Below are 19,828 nucleotides of genomic sequence, written 5' to 3' on the forward strand. Positions count from 1 at the left end.
ACGGCTTCTTTCTCACTCTCGTCCAAAATGTCGAGGATACGAGTATTGGTGATTACTTCTTTGAATTTCTCTTATATTCCTGAATGGAGACCCCCGTCACCTTCTTAAAGCGATGGCTGAAATAATAGGGATCCTTGATACCAACCTTATCCGCAATCTGATATGCTTTCCATTCGGTTTCATTCATTAACTTTACAGCCTCGTCAATTCGAAGCTTTAATAAATAATCTGTGAAGCTCTGACCTATTTCTTGTTTGAATATCCGGCTTAAGTAACTGGAGTTAAGATGAAATCTTTGAGATACAAATCCCAAAGTGAGTTCCGGGTTGCAGAAATCCTCCATTAGGTAAGTAAGGACTTCATCAATAATACTTCCTTTTTTTTGGGTTCTTTTGCCATGAATATATACTGAAATTTCCTCAGCTAATTTGGATAGCAGAACACTTAGTTCGCTAAATGTTTTACATTCAAATATACGATTAAACTGGCCGGTAATGGGTGCACCGCCAAGCAGGTCAGGGCGAATCTTGGTAATTCCTAACTCTGACATGGCGAATGTAAGCAGAGAAATGAAATGTACTCCTAGAGAATAGGCTTGTTCGATTGTCGCACCACGAGTCGAAGCTAACGATAAAAACAGGTTATCAATGGATCGCTTGGCTTCATCCTTCAGTCCTGTTCTAATATAGAAAATGACCTCTTCCATCTCGGTTAATTTCAAATCCTTGGGATCATCGACGAGCCGGATGTCCTCACCAAAGGAAATAACCTGGCCCCCACCGTATAAATTCCCATAACGCAGTGCTTCTAAAGCTTCTTTGTAACTCTCTCTTAACCGGTTAAGTTCATAGTAAGAATTTCCAACGCCTACAGTAGTCTGATATCCCATTTTATCTTTAATCACACGAATTGCCTGTTCACCGATCATCCCTAATTCGATCTCATTATTCCAGCCAATGATAACCACACGGCCGCCGTAATCATGAAACAAACTTACTCCTTCACGCTCTTGGACGATAATTTCCACAATTTTTTTGCAGCCCATACTGAGAATCAGTTTCTGTTCTTCGTCCACCTCCCCATCCGGGAAGACATCCAGAACAGCTACGGAACAACTTGCGGCAAATGATTCTCCGAAAAAGTATTCATATCTTTTATTTAATTGAGCAAGGTTAGAAGTACCAACTAGTAAGTCTAATAAAAATTTCCCCTTCATTTCAAACGTGTTTTCTAACAGTTCTGTCTTCATTTTGCGATATTCGTTCCAATGCGAGGTTTCCTTCTCGATCACATCTTTTAAATCCAATGCCAATTTTCGCAGTACATCCGGTTGAATAGGCTTCAATAAAAAGTCATGAACTTTGAATTTCACCCCCTGCTTGGCATACTCAAATTCCGGATAGGCTGTTAAAATCACTATTTTAATGAACGGGTCTTTTTCCTTCGCAAGTCTGGCAAGCTCCAAACCATCCATGTATGGCATATTAATATCTGTAAATACAATATTTGGTTTTAATACTTCAATCAAATCTAAGGCTTCGTTCCCGTTACTAGCCTCACCAATAAATTCAATACCCAAGGCACTCCAGTCCAGCAGAACCTGAAGAAGCTTTCTTGTATTTATCTCATCATCGACGGCAATCGCGGTTATCCTTCCTTTTTCCACTCTGAATCCTCCATATAAGGTATTTCAATCCTGATATTCATCCCGTTACCGGGTGAGCTGCTAACCGAATAAGATAGGCTATCCCCATAAAATAAGCGAAGCCGCGTAATCGTTCCACGTAAACCAAAGCTTGCGGCGTTGTGATCGAGTTCTTCCTCTTTAATAGAACTGAGCTTGTCTTCCGGAATTCCTATTCCATCATCCTCAATAGTCAAAACCACGTAACGACCTGCAAGTGTGGCTGAGATTATAATATTCCCGGTTTGTCCCATAGGACGAATCCCATGATATATGGAATTCTCAACTAGGGGCTGGAGAGTTAGCTTGGGAATCGGAAAGTTATATAGGTCGGCACTTATATCGTATACTACTGTAAATAATTCAGGATATCTCATGGATTGGATCGTCAAGTAGTTCTCGGCTATATCGAATTCTGCTTTCAAAGTGATGATCTCATTCCCTTTGCTTAAACTCAGGCGGTAATATTGAGCTAATGCAGAGATGAGCTGGTACGTTTGCTCCCTTTCCCCTGCTAAGGCCAAATACCCTGCTGACTCAAGGGCATTGTATAGAAAATGAGGTTTTATTTGTTGGTGCAGAATATGAAGTTCCAATTTCCTTCGCAGTCTTTGGGCCTCTTTTACGTTATCTATCGACTCTTGAACCGTAACAATCATACGATTATACCGATCTTGCAGCTGACGGATTTCGTTCGATTTCGGATTGAGTAAGACCTGCTGATAATCACCGGTCTCAGCTTTTCTCATCGATTTTAATAAGCTTAATATTGGATGAATAATGGACCTTGTAATCCAGATAAATCCGATAAATATAAAAATGAAGTTAAAGGCAACTATAGGGAAGAGAACACGGTTTACAGCATTATAAGGATTAGGCCACTCGCTCATGGAGAAAGCGGTTGCATAACGCCATCCGCCAACCTCAATCTTTTCAAAAATGTACCGTTTGCCGGCTATGGACTTAATAAAGGAACCTTGGGCATGGGATAGGAATTCATCCGTTTGTGCGAACCGGTTAAGTTGAGGGTTCTCAAATTGGATCAGGGGTGTATCCTCACGGTCCACCATAACATCATATTTCTTTCCCTCAATAGGGTGTTCATATAGCTTTTTGATTTGGACAACCGGAACATTAATCATGACAATACCAATATGTTCAGCCGTGTTTAGATCATTTACCAATCGGATAAATGAAAGATATTGCTCCCCTTCGGCCGACGGCTTTAATATTCCCCCTGCATTGATGTTCCAGATCAGACCGCCATTTTTTCGTACAACATCTGGATACCATGGTGCTGTCTTTATACTCGTCGCATTCAATTTGGACTCCTGTAATTCAAGGGAATAATATAAGTCGTCGTTGCGGAATAAATAGACAGAAGCCACATTGGATTCAGCCAGAAAAATCTCATTCAATACTTTGCGAATCATTGAGTTTGAGGATACGAACCCGTCATACGTAAATTCTGTCTTTAAAGTATCCTGAATAGTACTGCTGGCAATAACCCTTTGAGAATATTTCGAGGTGCTCTCGAACAGAGAGTTCATGCTGGATTGAATGGCATAGATACTTTGTTCGGAAACCTCCGCGATCTTTTCATCCACCAGCCCACGGTTAAACCTCTGGTATAAGACACTGCTAATCAGCAGAGAAATCAATAGCAGAAGTATATAATAGGTTATCATTTGCGTCCTTATCTTCGAAAACTTCACCAACGAAATCACCTTCTCCGGGGTATTCCTAGTAATCTTTCGTTTCCAGGCTTCATCTCGAGTATAGCATAGACAAGATTCTTCAAATGATTGAATCTAACCAAGCGAGCCCTCTGAAGAAGGCTCGCTTAAATTTTCTGACTATTATTAGCCCTTTACCGCCCCGGCAACGATACTCTTTTGTACTTTATCACTTAATAAAATATAGATGAGAATAGTAGGTATCGTTGCGATTACCATGCCTGCAGCAATCGGGCCGTACTCTGTGGTATGAAGCCCTCGAAGCGAGTTAATGGCAACCGTAATGGTCATCAGTTTGGTATTGCTGATAAAGGTGGTGGCGAACATCAACTCGTTCCATGCGGCCAGAAAAGTGAATATCGATACGGACACGATCGCCGGCTTAATTAAGGGCAGCATGATTTTAAAGAAGACTTGATAGATATTGCAACCGTCCACTACGCTGGCTTCCTCCAATTCACGGGGGAGACTGGAGAAGAACCCGACCATAATGAACATAGCCGCAGGAATAGCGTTTACCGTATATGGAATGATCAATGCCCAGGGGGTATTTAGCAAATGAGTTTGTTTTAGAATTTGAAAGATGGGCAGCAGCGTTGCATGAACCGGAATCATCAGACCGGACATAAAGACAGCAAGTACGACTTTACTAAGCTTCCATTGCATCCGGGTGATAGCAAAAGACACCATCGCCGACAGTAATCCCGAAGCAAGCACCGTTGCCCCGGTATAGAGCAAGCTGTTCAGGAAGTTTAATCCTAAATTAGAGCCTACGAATACATTTCTATAATTGGATAACAACCATTTCTCAGGGAATCCTATTACATTGCTTCCGGTTATTTCAATATTGGATTTGAACGATGTTAAAACCAACCAGACTAGAGGAGCGAACTGAATGATTGCAAACATGACAAGAAAAAGCTGAAGCCATGCAGTTTTGGAGTTCCATTTGAGTTTGACCATGCTAGCTGTCTCCTTCTTCGTAAGACTTGAAACCCCGCTGAAGTATATAATAAAAGACGAGACATTCCACTACCATAAAGACCGCCATTGCACTACCGTACCCGTACATATTTCTTTTGAAAATTGTGGCGTACATAAGGGTGCTTGGCACATCCGTCGCCGGTGCGGGATTACCATTCGTCATAATAAATGTCAGATCAAAAAATTTCAGAGAACCGATTACAGCAAATACGATACAGATTTTAATAATAGGACTGATTAAAGGGATTACGATGGAAAACATACTGCGTAGAGCGGACGCGCCATCAATTTTTACAGCATCAAATATCTCTTCGGAGATCCCTTTAATTGCTGCATATAACAAAAGCATATAATAGCCAATCCATTGCCAAACCGCCGGCAACATAATGCCTGATAATGCCGTTTTTTCTTCCGTTAGCCAATCATGCTGCCAGGAACCTAGTCCAACCTTATCCAAGAAAACATTTAGAACACCGTAATTGGGGTTAAGAACGGATAAGAACAAAAGTCCAATCACCGCTGATGAAATGGTTACCGGGATGAAGAATAAGGTGCGGTAGAATTTCTCTCCTCTTACCCCTCTTCCAAGAATGTATGCCAGGATGAAAGCGAAAGGAATCTGCAAACAAACTGATAAAAGAGCCAAGTAGAATGTATTCCATATCGAGTGAACAAACTGCATATCATAGCTGTCATCTACAAACAGATCTTTATACCACTTCAGCCCAACGAATTTGGCTTCTCCGATACCGTTCCAATCCAGCATACTGTAATAAAAGGATTGGACAATCGGGATAAAACCTACAAGTATGAACAGTATTAAAGCGGGCAGCACAAACACTGCAATGGCTTTCTTATTGCCAAATACCGCATGCATAATTTTTCTCTCCCCCTTAGTGAACTGGTGAAGCTTGCTTCACCAGTTCACTCTTTATGTGTATCTCTACTATTGGCCAGGATTGATTTTACTCTGCAGTTCTTTATTGAACTCTTCAGGAGAGCTTTTGCCAGCTGTAAATTTCATTAATGAACCGAACATAGACTCGGTCTCGTTACCGGACAACATCTGGTCCCACCAGTAGGAGAAAGCAGTTCCCGTAGAAGACAGTTCGCCAATCTTAACAGCAAGAGGATCTACCTTCGAGGTATCGCCCATCTCACCCTTCCAAGCAGAGGACCCGGAGCCAGCCAAATATACTTCTTTACCCATGGTCTCCATAAAGTACTTGTATACTTCCCACACCCGATCTTTATTTTCTACTTTGGCATTAATCATGAACGTTTCTCCGGATCCCCCGTGCCATTCATCAACGCTTCCTTTTCCTCCTGGGATCTCAGGGAATTTCACGACATCTATTTTACCCTTTACCTGGGAATCAGCTGCATCAATTTGCCCGTTCACCCATGCTCCCATATACAACATGGCCGCTTTACCAGTCAGGAACATACCGATGGAATCATCATAAGACGTCCCTAATGGGTTGGCACCGAATGCTTTTGCATCCAGAAGTTCTTTATATTTACGGCTGGCTTCCACAAACTCCGGAGTATCAAAAGAACCCTTTTTGGTCAAGGCAGCATTAACAGCTTCCACCCCACCCATCCGAATATCCAGAATAGAGTTCCAGAACATAGCAGGCCATCTATCCTTGGCACCAAGTGCGATTGGGGTAATCTTCTTCGCATTCAAAGCTTTAATGGCACTCATAAGCTCGTCCCAAGTGGTTGGGATTTTCGCGCCAGCGGCTTGAAATAATTCTGTATTAACATACAGGTTGGCTGTTGCAATATTGGTCGGAAGCCCGTAAAGCTTATTATCATAGGTGAAGTTAGCCGTGGTTCCAGGTACCAGCTTATCTAAAGTTCCATCTGCAGCCAGGTCATCAAGCGGGAGAGCTCTGCCGCCTGCGATAAACGGTTGGGCGAAACCTCCACCCCAAGAAAAGAAAATGTCAGGCAATTCATCCGCAGCAGACGCTGTCTTAATTTTGGTCTTGTACGCCTCTCCGCCAAATCCCGAATGTTCAATTACTACATCTGGGAACTTCGCCTTTGTTGCCTCTAGAGCCTTATAAAAACCGATAAATCCTCCGTCCTTGGAATTTGGGTCGGAAAATTGTGACCACATGGTAATTTTGATTTTCTCATTCTTATCTTTGGCAGAATCCGTATTTGAACTGTCGCTGCTGGTGTTGCTATTGTTGCTGCTGGTGCTGTTATTTCCACCGCAAGCTGCAAGCGATGATGTCATAAGAACGGCCAAGCTTAACCCCATGAACCTCTTCATCCATTGTTTCATTTTGTTTGCCTCCCTTTTTATAAACCGCTTACATCTCTAATGTTAAATGATTTCTTTCTTTTGAAACATGAAATCGCTTTACTAAAAGATAGAATCTTTTTACTTGATTTTTGTTTTGGAACTTACCAAAGCTTAATCAGATTTCCCCCTTTTTTCAGAAGACTGATCGGTCCAAGGACGCTTGTCCCGTCTTTGGGTTCATTTAAGAAATCCGTATCCAGGATCAGCTCGCCACCCTCCGGGTTATCAAACTCGGCGTCCACGATTCGTACCCGGGGCAAAGTGGCTGTCGTATGAACTTCACCCTCTAGGTTGTCGAAACTGTCAGGCAATTCAATGGATAGGAAACCCTCATCTCCAAGATCGATAATCTCAATGGATGGATCAAAGCTGCCCTCAACCAGCTTTACCTGCTCCCTTGCAAAAGGCTCGGCGCCATTTAAATATGCATTCCTGTTGATATATACAGGCTGCTCCACAAGCTCAAATTCTTCCAGATCTCCGTGAAGCTTGTGAACATTCTCGATATATTCGGTAAGCGAGGTGGTGTAGTTGTTATAATGGGAGGTTCCCGCCCCATCCAATCCTCTTTTTCCCACAAAAACGTTGTTATAAAAACGGTCATCCCCGCCGTAAGTAAGTGAGAAACCTGCAACTTTGGTGCTATGCGGAAGGTGGTATGGAGTGGAACGATTCAGTACCTTTCTGTGGATGATCTTGCCTGCGATCAGATTGTTAATATAAACCCCGCCCTGCGATACATTCTCGAAAGCATAATCCGAGGTTAGGATGTTGTGGTCGACGATGCATGGTCCATGGCTGACCTCCAGGAATAAATCGCGGTAATTCCGATAGAACAGGTTCTTGCTGATTCTGGTGCCTTGGATCTGCCAATCAAGCCACATCCCTAAGGTACAATCATGAATCCGATTATGGTGGATATGAACATCGATCGGGGCGTGAAACTTGATCCCGGCAATCTCATGGCCCCAAAACTCCCGTTTGATAGCAATGTTGTAGATATGATTATGATGAATTTCACTGAAGATACAGCCCAGATGTCCGACAATACCATTCTGCCCGCAATCATAAATGGTGTTATGCCGAATAAGGTGTGAACCGATCGTTTCCTTGCTCCAGCCCTGCCGCTCTGCGGTAAATACCGATTCCAGCTGGTATTGGTACCCAGGCTTATCCTTCCGGATGGAACGGTAGTGCTGACCGGTGGAGGCTTCTTTTCCGATGCTGATAGCGCTGCACTTGGCATCATGGATGATATTATGTTCGATAATCCAGCCTTTGCTCCAATTCGTACCAAGGAGACCAGGCTGATCGGCTGTCGGAGGTGCCCAAGGGGTTGCGGCATGTGCCATTTCAAAACCTCGGACCGTTATATAGTCCACACCTGTCATTTCAGGGTAGAAGCAAGACCGGCGAACATTCACCTCGACGAATTCCTCGTTAGGGTTGGCCCCTTGGAAATTGGCGAATATAATTGTTTGTTCTTCACCCACTTCCGCGTACCAAACGTAAGCAGACTGCTTTGGGTGATGTAGAGGGATGAGCTCCCCTGTCCATAGATCTTTCACCTCTGTACGAATGGTTGGAGCTTCCAGCTGGTCAAATCGGCTCACCTCAAAAAAAGACATGCCATTCAGATAAATATCCCCCAGATGTTTGGTCTCTTCAATAGTGACAAGCCAGTCTCCGAATATCTCTTCCCTATAAGGGTTAAAGGTGCCGAACATCGTGCTGGGCAGAATGGCTTTCCATATACTTCCGTTTACTTGCTGCCAATCCTGAATGTGTTCGGAGCCCTTAATAATGACCTTCTCACCCAGTGCGGCTTGATAGATGATTCTTCGTTTTTCGCTTAACCCTTTATGTCTCGGTCTGACCCATTCCCGGTACAATCCTTCATGGACCGTAACGGTATCACCCGCCACTGCGACGGAAGCGGCTTGGTTAATTGTGAGAAACGGGTCGTTCGGACTTCCTGTTCCCTGGTCCGATCCGTTCTTCGCTACATGATATTCAATCTTCCTATAACCTCCTGTTACTAGCCTATTCTGCCACATATGGACCTTTTCAAGGGCAAGTACGAAAATCATAAAGGATAGAAAAGTAGAAGACCATGTAAGCGTTTTTCTATTTTATTGTATTCTTTTTACTATTTTCACAGAGAGACTTGCTCTTTATTCATGATTCATTTTTTGAAAGACATGATATTTAACATGGATTGGGCATGTTTACAGTCACATCCGGAAAAAACTTAACTGTGATACGATTTATCTTATTACTCAAGAGGAGTTTTAATAATGTCAACAACTTGCGAAAGAGGTGTGTAATTGAAACTTCCAACAATTCGATTCGGACATATTAAATCGAGAGTTCCTGTTATCCAAGGTGGAATGGGTGTAGGCATATCCTTAAGTGGACTAGCCGCTGCAGTTGCCAGTGCAGGCGGGATCGGCACCATCTCTGGTACAGGAATCACTTCAGAAGAGCTGAGAATGCATATTCGCAAAACAAGAGAACTCTCTAATGGGGTTGGCTATATCGGTGTGAATGTACTATTCGCAGTGAAGGACTTTGCCGAAAAAATGAAGATTGCTTTGGAGGAAAAGGTTGACTTTATTATTTCCGGAGCCGGAATTTCTAGAGATATTTATGCTTGGGGCAAAGAATACGGTACTCCTGTCGTAACTATTGTTTCATCCGCCAAATTAGCCCGGATTTCCGAAAGACTCGGTGCCTCCGCAGTCGTTGTGGAAGGGTTCGAAGCTGGGGGCCATTTAGGTACAGACAGATCCATGTTTGATATCCTTCCTGAAGTCTTAGAGGCGGTTTCGATTCCGGTTATTGCTGCGGGTGGAATTCTGACGGGGGATGATATCGCAAAAGCCCTTCGGCTTGGTGCATCTGGTGTTCAAATGGGTACCCGTTTTGTGGCTAGCCATGAGTGTGATGCTCCCTTAGCCTTCAAGCAAAAGTATGTAGATGCTCAGCAAGGAGATACTGTTTTAATCAAGTCTACCGTGGGGCTGGAAGGTAGAGCGATTCGGAATGAATTTACGGACCGGATCAGCAATGATGCCAAATTAAAGATAGTCAAATGCTATGATTGTCTAAAGGTTTGCTCCCATCGCTTCTGTACAATGGAATCCCTGCTCACTTCCCTTAGAGGAGATGTTAAGAACGGATTGGTTTTTGCTGGGTCCAGAGTTCATGAGATTAAAGAGATTTTGTCCGTACAGCAGATTATCGATAATTTGATGAATGAGTATCAAGGGGCATTGAACCCGGCAACTTAAGGTTGATATACGAATCAAAAGCACGATTAAAGTGGTTAAATAATTATATTTTCCGTTCGAACGCTTCTTTTACACCTTGATAGAGCTTCATGAGCGCCCTGAGCCCTTTATTAAATTAAAGATCTCACCTTAACTTACTTTAAGATGAGATCTAAAGTTTATTATTGTGAAAACTCTTAAAGAGTTTCTATCTTGACCCGTTTAAATTCCGCTGTACCTTGACTAACGAATAGTGCAAGCTTTCCAAGCTGAACATCATATATTCTGGCACTCAAAGCCACTTCTCCTCCGACATAAATTTCACAAATCGTGCTGTCCACGAATACCTTCAACTCATACTCCTGATCCGGCAGCAGCTTAATCGGACGTTCCAGTTCCACATCGTAAGGAAAGGTTTTGCCCCCTTCTTCTGTTTGCATAATCGGTCCACGGAAGGTAATCCGGCTTCGTTCGGGTTCCAACGTGATATAGTAGGCAATATCCAGACCCTCGTCTGCCCTGAGCATGATCCCCAAACCTTGGGTCGAACCGGAGAAAGAAACGTCGGCTGAGATTTTGCACAAATCCGGCAATTCTTCCTCTGTGATGCAGCCGGCAAAGGAATAAGGGGAATCGCATCGGATCAAAGCTCCTGTAATCTCCCACTCTCCAGCAACTCCATTAAAATGAGCAGGTAACTGGTGGGTGAAAGCCGAGTCTATGGTTTCTGGAACTTTTACACCTAGTGTCCCGTCCAGGCGCTGTAGGATTTCATGCACAACCAAATTACCTCCCCAATCCCATGTATCATAATCTTTGCCAGAAGCTTCCGGCGGATTCCAGCCAAACAGATCGTCATTTTTTGTCGGATTCCAGCCGAACAAATAACGTTTCTGGCCATCGGATACTGACTTAGCCGCATAATAAGCCCGTCCATCAAAGGCCTCCTCCGGCGGTGTAATCCATGGTCCGTTCAAGGAACGACTCATCCGGTAAAAGGTACCGAATCGCCCAGTATAAGAAGAATAAATGAGGTACCACCAGTCCCCCATCTGGAATAAATCCGGGCACTCATGAGCTCCAACATGCAGGTTCGGCGCATACAGTGGCTCCCTGTATTCCCAATGTTTGAGATCCTTAGAGGACAACAAGCCTGTGCAGCCTTTCCGGTTCGTCGGTCCTTTGGCCAAAGCTGCAATCAGCATCCAGTATTGTCCTTCCTCTTCATTCCAGAAAACAAAGGGATCACGCCAGTCCGCCAGTTCATAAATTTCACCATCTGGACCAAAAGTGTCTTCAGGAATAGGCTCCCATGTTTGCAGATCCTTACTGACGGCATGACAGGCAAACTGTTTTCCATCAGGAAAAATACAATAGAACATATGATAGATATCATCAACCTTGAGGATGTGGCCAGTCCCACCTTCGATTTTACAAGCCCCATCTTCCCTGTAATTCACGAAATCCTTCGTTCCAAGTAAATGCCAGCCTTGCTCCAGACCTTCACGATAATTATCTCTCCAGCCATGCAGATAAAAGAGTTTAAACTCCCCATCTTCATAATAGGGGATTACATCTCCCACCCAGGCGTTCTCCGGACGATAGAAAAATTCCTTCATTAATCATACCTCCCGTTATTTTGAATGGCTAAGCGTTCATCCAACGAAACTGGTATATAAGCATCACTTGTGCCTTGTTCCTGATACCAGTAGACGGTGGCAGCGTACAAACATTGGTTACTCGGGCCCCACTGATTTCCTTTATACTTTTCAATATAGCCTTCGAAGGAATTCATGAAAGGAACATTGTCGCAAACTTGAAAACGGTTCACTGAGGTGTGTCCATTGGCATCTAATTCAACAAAGGGCTGACTGGCAAAGGCACTGTCGAACATAGGGAACGGCGGCTCTGCCGCCCAGGCATAGCCAATATAGTCCTCGCTGCCCGTTCCAAAGGTAGACGGAAAAGATTCGCCATCCACAAAAAATTTCTCGTCTCCTTCTCCCCACCACCAGTCAATGGTTTTCCGGTCTCCTATCCCGTACCACCAGGCCTCAGCTTCCTCATCCGGCTTCTCCCAAGTATTGTAAACGTGAAGATGGACACCGCAGAATCTTCCCCGGCCTTTTGTCAGCAGCAGCGGCCAATCCGGCCAGCGGTCACCACCTTCCATAAAGCGTTCGGTATCCAAATACAGATACTCGTCCCGATGCCATTTGGCATGAAAACGCAAGAGGTTATCTGTAATAGAACTCATTAAAGATGTATATTGAAATTCAGCCGTTATCTCACACGGCTCCGTACCGTCATTTACAATTTCAATCCTTGCACCATCTGAGAACGGCATGTACCAATAGCTGTACATTTCATGTTCATTCATTCCCAGAGGTAGGGAACGGTATGGCTTAATCCCTGGCGCGCTGCCGAAAAAATCACCCAATGGCGCCCATACAGAAGGATTCTCTTCATTATCCCATTTCATTGAAATGGCCAATTGTCGGACTAAGCTCCGCTGTCGTTCCTCGCTCTGCCTTCCAATATCAGTTCTTATGCGGATCATAGAAATAGCGCCAGCCCCTTGTTTATTAAACAGTACGGCTTTGCCGCCTGCCGGAACATTTACGGTTTCTGTAATGTTCTTGTAAGAGGTTTCTTCTGTTTTTTTAAAAGACCGGGTTCCCCTTTGCTGTAAAATCCGGTCCGCTTCAGCTAGCACAATAGCCGACATTTTATCTATGCTGCCGTTAAAGGAAGGCAAACGGATATTGGAAGGAAACGTAGTATAAGTAATGTGATAATAAGCGCCCCAGCCTTTGTCCAGAAGCACTTTGCAATGTTGCTGAAAAGGTATGGGGATAAAACAGTTTCTTCCTCGTGACAGCGTAGGTGCCAAATTGGGAAAGTTGGCCGGGGCATCCTCTCGATTAAATCTGTCAAAATAATCACGAAAGGGTTGATCGATCACTGGTGTATCAGAATGATCGATAAATATCCGGATGTGCCCTTCCTTGGGAAGAGCTGACCATACTCTCCAGATCACACCGGGTCCATCCAATTCCAAGGCCACAATACTCTCACCCTCCTGGCGGAGGAAACCTCCCCCGTCATCGTTAGCTCCCCAATCCTCGTATAGCCCCGTCTCGGTGTTATAAATGGATCTCCGATCATAACTGGAGAAACAACCCGACTTCTCACCGGCCTGCGGAGGAAACGCTAGTGCTTCAAGATCATATAGTCTTCTCACAAGGTCTCTATACGTATAAACGCTCTGTTCTGGCTCCACTTCAGTCATATTGTGTGAACTCCTTCTTCAGTAAGATGATACTCAGTATAAATTAGAGAAAGCCGGAGTCATGGCGAAGGCTGACATCACCTTGCTTCCCCCGGCTTTCCCTTAACCGTTATTTATTGACTTCATCCAGCAGCAGCGAGATGATTTGCGCGCTCTCCGCACGATTCACCATTTCATGAGGCATGAATACCTGATTGCCGCGCCCGTCAACTATCCCAAGCTCCTGTAAGGCTGCCACTGCACCTGAAGCCCAATCGCTTATCGAACTAGCATCCTTGAAATTGCTTTGACGATTAACATCAGCCTTCTGTCCTGTATGAAACAGATATGCTTTGTAAATCATGGACGCCATTTCTTCACGACTTATGGTGTCCTCCGGCGCAAAGGTATCTTTGCTTCTTCCAGTGACAATTCCCGCTTCGTATGCTTCTGCAATAGAGGAAGCATACCACTTCGTGGGTGCTACATCCTCGAATGTAGTTAAGTTCGTTCCTGTTAATCCGAGTGCACGAGTGATCAAGGAAGCGAACTCAGCTCTGCTTACATTTTGCTTTGGTGCGAATGCCGTTTCACTCACTCCCAGGACAATTTGCTTTGCAGCCATCCTTTTTATAACATCATAGGCCCAGTAGGAGGCATTCACATCTTTAAATGATTTATCATAAGTAAGGACGGCATACTTGCTGAAATGATTCACCTTTGCCGTCCATTTACCGTCCGCATAGGTTCCATCCCGATACTCCAGTCTGCCGTCATCTGCGATGTAATAAATGCCCGTGTGATTTTGGCGGGAGTTCTCCTGCGAACTCAAACTGATTGTTACGGGTTTGGAGAACTTTTCAATCGTCTGTTTCGTTCCATCAGGTTTTACAATGGATAACTTGAAGTCATAGATCTCTCCAGCCACGGAGATGGCTGCCTGATTCTTTTGTCCAGCTTTATCAACCAGCTCTTTGCGCTGCTCTGAAGATAAAGTATCCATTTCAAAAGAGATCTTCGCCTGCCCAAGCTCGCTGTCCGTAACCATTGCCTCCAGATCCTTTAATACCTCTGCAGGAACTTCAATCTCCACATCTGAGCTTTTAACCTTAAGTGTATTCTTGCCGTTATTTGCAGCCATTGTCACCGGAAACAGCACCTGCCGCTCACTCTTGGATATTTCGAAATTCAAGCTACTCTGACTGCTCTGACCATCAGGTTTGCTTCCAGGGAGCACAGGATTAGCCGGAGGACTGGTAGGGACAGGTGTAGTTGGATCTGTTGGATCTGTTGGATCTGTCGGATTGGTCGGATTCTGCACCTTAACCGGTACATTGAAATCATCGACATTAATATGTCCGAAACCGCCTGTAGATTGGTCAACCACCTTAATGTAAAGCTCCTGGCCGATATACTGTGATGCATCCCAAATCTTCCGTTGATACTCCTCATAGTTGGTGGCAGTTTCTTTAAATAGTTCTTTACCGTCCGATACCCGGACCAGCGCAACATACAGTTTATCGATATCACGCCCGCCACTGACCAGGAAGTTGATCTTGCCGTTCCCGCCAAGGACGAAATTCTGTGATTTCAGTGTTCCCGTTAAGCTGTCACCACCGGCTGCCTCGTTAAAACCCCACAAATGATATCCGCCCGGAATTTTATGCGACGGATTGAAGTAGATCGTGTTCCAGAAAAACTGAGCATCGGTCACATGAACATCCTGGAAGGCGTCTCCTTCAGTAATCCAGCCTGTTAAGTCTCCTGTAGCAAAATCATGGTTAGGCAGATCCGTAATATCGGTATACACCGAATTGTCCCAATTGTCAGGAACATCGACTGGAGCAGCCGGCTCACCCGTCAAGGCATTCATATTCCATACTTCCATCGACTTGACAGTTATATCGTTGTCGGCCCAAACCTGCAAGCCCAAGGAATCGTATCTTCCCACATAGACGCGGGTTGTCAGTTTTTTCTTGTAATTGGCAAAGGCTTCGACAACCGAGCGGTCCAGGAAAATATGCAGCTTCAGGTTCTCTCCGTCCAGATCCACGTACCCGCCTTGAATGCCGTCCACGCGCACATCCGGATCAATGCTGCTCTTGGTCCGGTCCACATTGAACGTCCCATTTGTCTTGTCATAGTAAATCAGCGTTTCCTCCTGGCCGTTATCGGAGCGCCGTACCTTAAGACCGAATTTCTGGGCTTCACCCGGATCAATCTCCATCATAATCTCCAGCATGTCGCCTTTGACATTGTGTATCAATTGATTGGCGGCAGCCAAATTTTTGTCCGAGAAATCAACCACCTTATCTCCCCGGAGACTCTGCAATTCTTGAATCGGTTCAATACGCAATTGATCATGCTCATCCAGGCTTAGGGAAACTGGCAGTGCCAGATTATGAGCCCAACCAGCCTGATATTCAGCCTGCGGCGTTCTTACATTCTGCACCATGGAGTATACGACCGTTCTTCCGTCGGGGGTAACCATACCGCTCTCTGCGGTCAAATAACCATCCCCCACATCCATTTTGGAGGGTGCGTCCTGATCAGGTATAAATTTGAAGTTATCTCGATCCCAGGATCCAATCCAGTAAAAGACTTCAACATCTCTTTGCACATCGTCAGCTGGAGGAACCTGCTCCGGCTTCTCATGGGGATTAACCATGAAAATGTATTTTTGTTTTCCTGCACTATCCTTGCCTAGCGGCAATAATACCGGCAGTTCCCATACTGTACCGAGCTCCGGATACAGATTTCTGTTACTAACATATAAAGGCCCCTTATATTCCCAGTTGTACATATCGTCAGACACGTACACCAAAGCTGTACCGCTGCTGAAGTCTTGAAGACCGGATGTCACCAGCTGATACCACTTATCTACCTCCTTGTCGTACCAAACGAATGGATCACGGAACTCGTTGTGAATGCCATTTCCATTCTGCTCGGTTACAGGCTCTGGATATTTCACCCACTTCTCTAGTTTAGGGTCTGACAAATCGGCCGGAGTTGCCAGCCCTGTTCTTTGATTCGGCGACAAAGAGTCATTGCCGGCGGTATAGAACAGAACAGGATTGCCGTCACGGTCATACGCTGCGCTACCTGACCATGTTCCGTCCGGATCAAGCGTGCCCGCTTCTGGTGCAAGTGCTGGCCTCACATTTTCCCAATGGACCATATCGTCACTCACCCAATGTCCCCAGTGGATTTGATGCCAGAATGGACCTTGCGGGTTATGCTGATAAAATAAATGATACTTGCCGTTATAATAAATCGGTGCATGCGCTTCATTCATCCAGTTTTGCGGAGGCATCGCATGGTACTGCGGACGGTGCTGATCACCGTCAAACACACTAGGATCCTCATCAATGTCACCATTTGGAATTTCCGGAACCACGCCGCCGTGGAGCGCCTTCACATTCTCATACTCAGCAAGGATCTCTTGACCCGTGAGCGCTTTGTTCTGCAGTTTCACTTCATCGATAAGTCCGCTGAACATATTGTAGGAGAACAATCCCGCAAACTCTGCAGATTTATTGTTTTTTCCGATAATCAGATTTTCCGTAGAAGGTGTAATTGGAACGTTGACAGGAGTCGCCTCAGAAGCTACTTCCTGACCATTTAAAAATAATTTAATGATTCCGTCCTTTTTGTCGAACGTAGCTGCTACGTAATTCCATTTGTATTTTTCGAGTGGATGGTCTTTAACCCATACCTGAATCCACTGTCCGCCAATGCCGACCTGCATTGACCATGTGCCGTGCCGGTACATCCCCAAAGCAAATCCTTCTGTCTTATCCTGATCAGACTGGTTCACGATAGCAGACAGCTTGTTTCCGTCTCCCCATTCGTAGCTGCGTGGAGCGACCCAAGCCTCAATCGTTAACGCGTCACTTACTGGAACGGCATCTTTTGCATTAACCTCGATATCATTTGAGTATCCATCGAATAGCAAAGCGCCACCTTTTACTCCGCGCGGAGTCCATCTTGGATCTTTGGAGTCCATATATCTGGCGTTATTAAATACGTAGTTTACATCATGATCAAGATTACTTACTTCCTCATGTGCCTTTTTTCCTACGCCTTCATCAAGGTTCATGTAGAAAATGGTTCCCGTATTATTCGCTTGAAAAGCATCAACGGAGATACGGGCTTGATTGGATTGATCGATAACTTTGACATAAAGCCTCTTATTATAGTGCTTCTGCATTTTCCAAGAAATCTTCTCATTCGCACTGACATCCCCGGTCTTCTCTAGCAACGTGTTCGTGCTGGCATCATATAATGCGACGTAGGCTTCCTGCGGGTTGACGATGTCTAAAACTGTGAAGTTAATTGTCCCGGTCCCTCGAAGCGTAAAGGTATTGGAGGTAATCGAGCCCTGTCCTTCCAAAGTGGACTTGGCATAATAGTTACCTTCTTTGCCAGCTTGGGCATCATTGCTCACTTGAAATGCGTTGCCCTGAGCGGTCCAGCTCTCTAAATTCCCGGTTTCAAAGCTGGGATTCTGGATTTCTGTCGGCATAATGTTGTCTACCATGACTCCTTCTTCGGGTACGAGTTCATTGAAGGTGTGGAAGGCGTCCGCAAAGATGACTCCCCAATCCGCATGCCCATTATCGACGATCTCCAAATACAGCTTCTTCCCGATATACTTGGAGAGGTCGGCTTTATACTGCTCCATATTCGCAAGTCTCAGGCCCTGTGCGGGATCGGGGAACCCGGATTCGTTAAATTCGGTGTTGCCGTACCTGGCAATCAGTTCACCTGTGTCCGCATTGATGACGTTCATGTACACTTGATCCGTATGCTTGCCTCCGCCCAGTCTGAAGGTAATCCAGCCTGTTCCGCCCAGCTCGAAGGTGCTGGACCGAAGCTTACCAGTCGCAGACTCGTTATACTTCAATCCGTTTAAATGATAAGTGCCTTCCTGGTTATACGGGATTTGTTCAACCCAATAGGTGGTTTCGTCCGACACGCTGTTCGGTCCAAACGCTTCGCCTTCTACAACCGTCCAGCCTGTCAAATCTCCGGTTTCAAAGCTTGGATTCTGGACTTGATAGCGTTTGAAATCCGGCTTAATATCTTTGGCAATAATGCCCTCGGCTGGCTCGGATTCATGGTACATCAGGAATGCGTCCGCAAAAATCAGTCCCCAATCGGAGGTTGCATTATCGACGATCTCCACATAAAGCTTCTTGCCCAAATATCCGGAGAGATCTGCCTTATACTGCTCCATATTGGCAAGCCGTAGACCCTGAGCGGGGTTCGGAAAGCCGACGTCGGCAAAAGCACTATTGCCATACCGGGCAACGACTTGTCCCGTCTGGGCTTCCACGATATTCACGTATACTTTGTTAGGATTTTTCGCACCGCCAAGCTTGAAGCTGATCCAGCCGCTGCCGCCCAGCTCGAAGGTGCTGGACCGAAGCACGCCGGTCGCAGCCTCGTCATGTTTCCAGCCGTTTAGATGATAAGTACCTTCCTGATTGTACGGGATTTTTTCTGCCCACCAAGTGGTTTCGTCAGATACACTATCCTGACCGAACGCTTGGCCCCTGACAACTGTCCAGCCTGACAAATCCCCAGTTTCGAAGCCTGGGTTTTCGACTTCATTGGGACTGTTTATTTCAATATCCGGCTTAATATCCGTGGCAACTGTGCCTTCCGCAGGCTCGGATTCATGGTACATGAAGAATGCATCCGCAAATACCACTCCCCAGTCCGTCGTTGCATTATCGACGATCTCCACGTACAGCTTCTTGCCTAGATATTCAGAAAGATTTGCCTTATATTGCTCCATATTAGCAAGCCGCATGCCCTGAGCGGGACTCGGAAAACCAACGTCAGCGAAGGCGCTATTGCCATACCGGGCTATCACTTGACCCGTCTGGGCCTCCACGATATTTATATAGGCCTTGTTTGGATTTTTCGCGCCACCAAGCTTGAAGCTGATCCAGCCGCTGCCGCCCAGCTCGAAGGTGCTGGACCGAAGCACACCGGTCGCAGCCTCGTCATGCTTCCAGCCGTTTAGATGATAAGTCCCTTCCTGATTGTACGGGATTTGTTCTGCCCACCAAGTGGTTTCGTCCGATACGCTGTCCGAACCGAACGCTTCACCATTGACAACTGTCCAGCCGGTCATATCGCCGGTTTCAAATCCAGGATTCTGGATTTGATAGACAGTATCCGTAACTGACACTCCCTCGTTAGCCTTGGGAATAGGATAGACTGCATCCGTAACCGACAATCCTGCGTCAGCCGTAGAGGTGAGCGCCTCCCGGGTACCCACTTTAACTTCGGCTGCGGCCGAGATTCCGGGAGCAACAAGCTGAAGAACCATCACCCCTATAACCATTCTGGAGATCCATACTTTGTTTCTTTTGACTTCTCTCATCAATGAGCCTCCTTCGTCATTTCTTATTCATGGCAAACATTCATACCTAATTATGAAATGGCTCTCCGTACACAAGGATGCATAGTCATGAAGTAAGAGAGGATTGAATGAAGCGTTTCCAAATCGAGGGGACAAAGCGGCTTAAGTGTTTTGTTGTATTATCC

At 45.4% G+C, this 19,828-nt stretch carries 10 protein-coding genes; 1 reads left to right on the forward strand and 9 read right to left on the reverse strand.

Annotated features, from left to right (window positions below; genetic code table 11):
- Nucleotides 1-52 precede the first annotated feature (52 nt).
- The 6 genes from L6H70_RS15065 to L6H70_RS15095 all read right to left on the reverse strand — a co-directional run bounded on the left by L6H70_RS15065 (nt 53) and on the right by L6H70_RS15095 (nt 8,814).
- Nucleotides 53-1,666, reverse strand: a complete 1,614-nt coding sequence (locus L6H70_RS15065) for a response regulator (RefSeq protein ID WP_279306758.1) — start codon at nt 1,664-1,666, stop codon at nt 53-55.
- Entirely contained in the window at nt 1,648-3,345 is a 1,698-nt protein-coding gene (locus L6H70_RS15075; protein ID WP_236334458.1) for a cache domain-containing sensor histidine kinase, read from the reverse strand. Before L6H70_RS15075 ends, L6H70_RS15065 begins: the two co-directional genes overlap by 19 nt.
- A 201-nt stretch (nt 3,346-3,546) precedes the next feature.
- On the reverse strand, nt 3,547-4,383 hold the full coding sequence (locus L6H70_RS15080) for a carbohydrate ABC transporter permease (RefSeq protein WP_236334459.1): 837 nt from the start codon (nt 4,381-4,383) through the stop codon (nt 3,547-3,549).
- 1 nt (nt 4,384) lies between these two features.
- On the reverse strand, nt 4,385-5,281 hold the full coding sequence (locus tag L6H70_RS15085) for a carbohydrate ABC transporter permease (protein ID WP_236334461.1): 897 nt from the start codon (nt 5,279-5,281) through the stop codon (nt 4,385-4,387).
- A 69-nt stretch (nt 5,282-5,350) separates the two neighbouring features.
- Nucleotides 5,351-6,703, reverse strand: a complete 1,353-nt coding sequence (locus tag L6H70_RS15090; protein WP_236334464.1) for an extracellular solute-binding protein — start codon at nt 6,701-6,703, stop codon at nt 5,351-5,353.
- 122 nt (nt 6,704-6,825) lie between these two features.
- Nucleotides 6,826-8,814 carry a right-handed parallel beta-helix repeat-containing protein gene (locus L6H70_RS15095; protein ID WP_341482747.1) on the reverse strand — a complete coding sequence of 663 codons (1,989 nt, stop codon included), beginning with the start codon at nt 8,812-8,814 and terminating at the stop codon, nt 6,826-6,828.
- Nucleotides 8,815-9,051: 237 nt separating this feature from the next.
- On the opposite strand from L6H70_RS15095, the gene L6H70_RS15100 reads away from it, so the two are divergent.
- Complete coding sequence (locus tag L6H70_RS15100) at nt 9,052-10,017, forward strand: NAD(P)H-dependent flavin oxidoreductase (protein WP_236334466.1); 966 nt, start codon at nt 9,052-9,054, stop codon at nt 10,015-10,017.
- Between the two features lie 176 nt (nt 10,018-10,193).
- On the opposite strand, the gene L6H70_RS15105 is transcribed toward L6H70_RS15100, so the two are convergent.
- The 3 genes from L6H70_RS15105 to L6H70_RS15115 all read right to left on the reverse strand — a co-directional run bounded on the left by L6H70_RS15105 (nt 10,194) and on the right by L6H70_RS15115 (nt 19,664).
- Nucleotides 10,194-11,615: a glycoside hydrolase family 32 protein gene (locus L6H70_RS15105; protein ID WP_236334468.1), complete on the reverse strand. Its 1,422-nt coding sequence runs from the start codon at nt 11,613-11,615 to the stop codon at nt 10,194-10,196.
- Nucleotides 11,615-13,288 carry a glycoside hydrolase family 172 protein gene (locus tag L6H70_RS15110; RefSeq protein WP_236334470.1) on the reverse strand — a complete coding sequence of 558 codons (1,674 nt, stop codon included), beginning with the start codon at nt 13,286-13,288 and terminating at the stop codon, nt 11,615-11,617. The genes L6H70_RS15105 and L6H70_RS15110 overlap by 1 nt, the downstream gene beginning before the upstream one ends.
- Before the next feature lie 109 nt (nt 13,289-13,397).
- The gene (locus tag L6H70_RS15115; protein ID WP_236334481.1) at nt 13,398-19,664 is read right to left on the reverse strand and encodes an S-layer homology domain-containing protein; all 6,267 of its coding nucleotides are present in this window, start codon (nt 19,662-19,664) and stop codon (nt 13,398-13,400) included.
- Nucleotides 19,665-19,828 lie beyond the last annotated feature (164 nt).

Origin of the sequence: Paenibacillus auburnensis (assembly GCF_927798115.1) — a bacterium.
Taxonomy (GTDB): domain Bacteria; phylum Bacillota; class Bacilli; order Paenibacillales; family Paenibacillaceae; genus Paenibacillus_AQ; species Paenibacillus_AQ auburnensis.

Bases quoted from the DNA above. Each gene is read 5' to 3' on its own strand.
- L6H70_RS15080 (WP_236334459.1), bottom strand. From the start codon at position 4,383: ATGGTCAAACTCAAATGGAACTCCAAAACTGCATGGCTTCAGCTTTTT.
- L6H70_RS15085 (WP_236334461.1), bottom strand. From the start codon at position 5,281: ATGCATGCGGTATTTGGCAATAAGAAAGCCATTGCAGTGTTTGTGCTG.
- L6H70_RS15090 (WP_236334464.1), bottom strand. From the start codon at position 6,703: ATGAAACAATGGATGAAGAGGTTCATGGGGTTAAGCTTGGCCGTTCTT.
- L6H70_RS15095 (WP_341482747.1), bottom strand. From the start codon at position 8,814: ATGATTTTCGTACTTGCCCTTGAAAAGGTCCATATGTGGCAGAATAGG.
- L6H70_RS15105 (WP_236334468.1), bottom strand. From the start codon at position 11,615: ATGAAGGAATTTTTCTATCGTCCGGAGAACGCCTGGGTGGGAGATGTA.
- L6H70_RS15110 (WP_236334470.1), bottom strand. From the start codon at position 13,288: ATGACTGAAGTGGAGCCAGAACAGAGCGTTTATACGTATAGAGACCTT.
- L6H70_RS15115 (WP_236334481.1), bottom strand. From the start codon at position 19,664: ATGAGAGAAGTCAAAAGAAACAAAGTATGGATCTCCAGAATGGTTATA.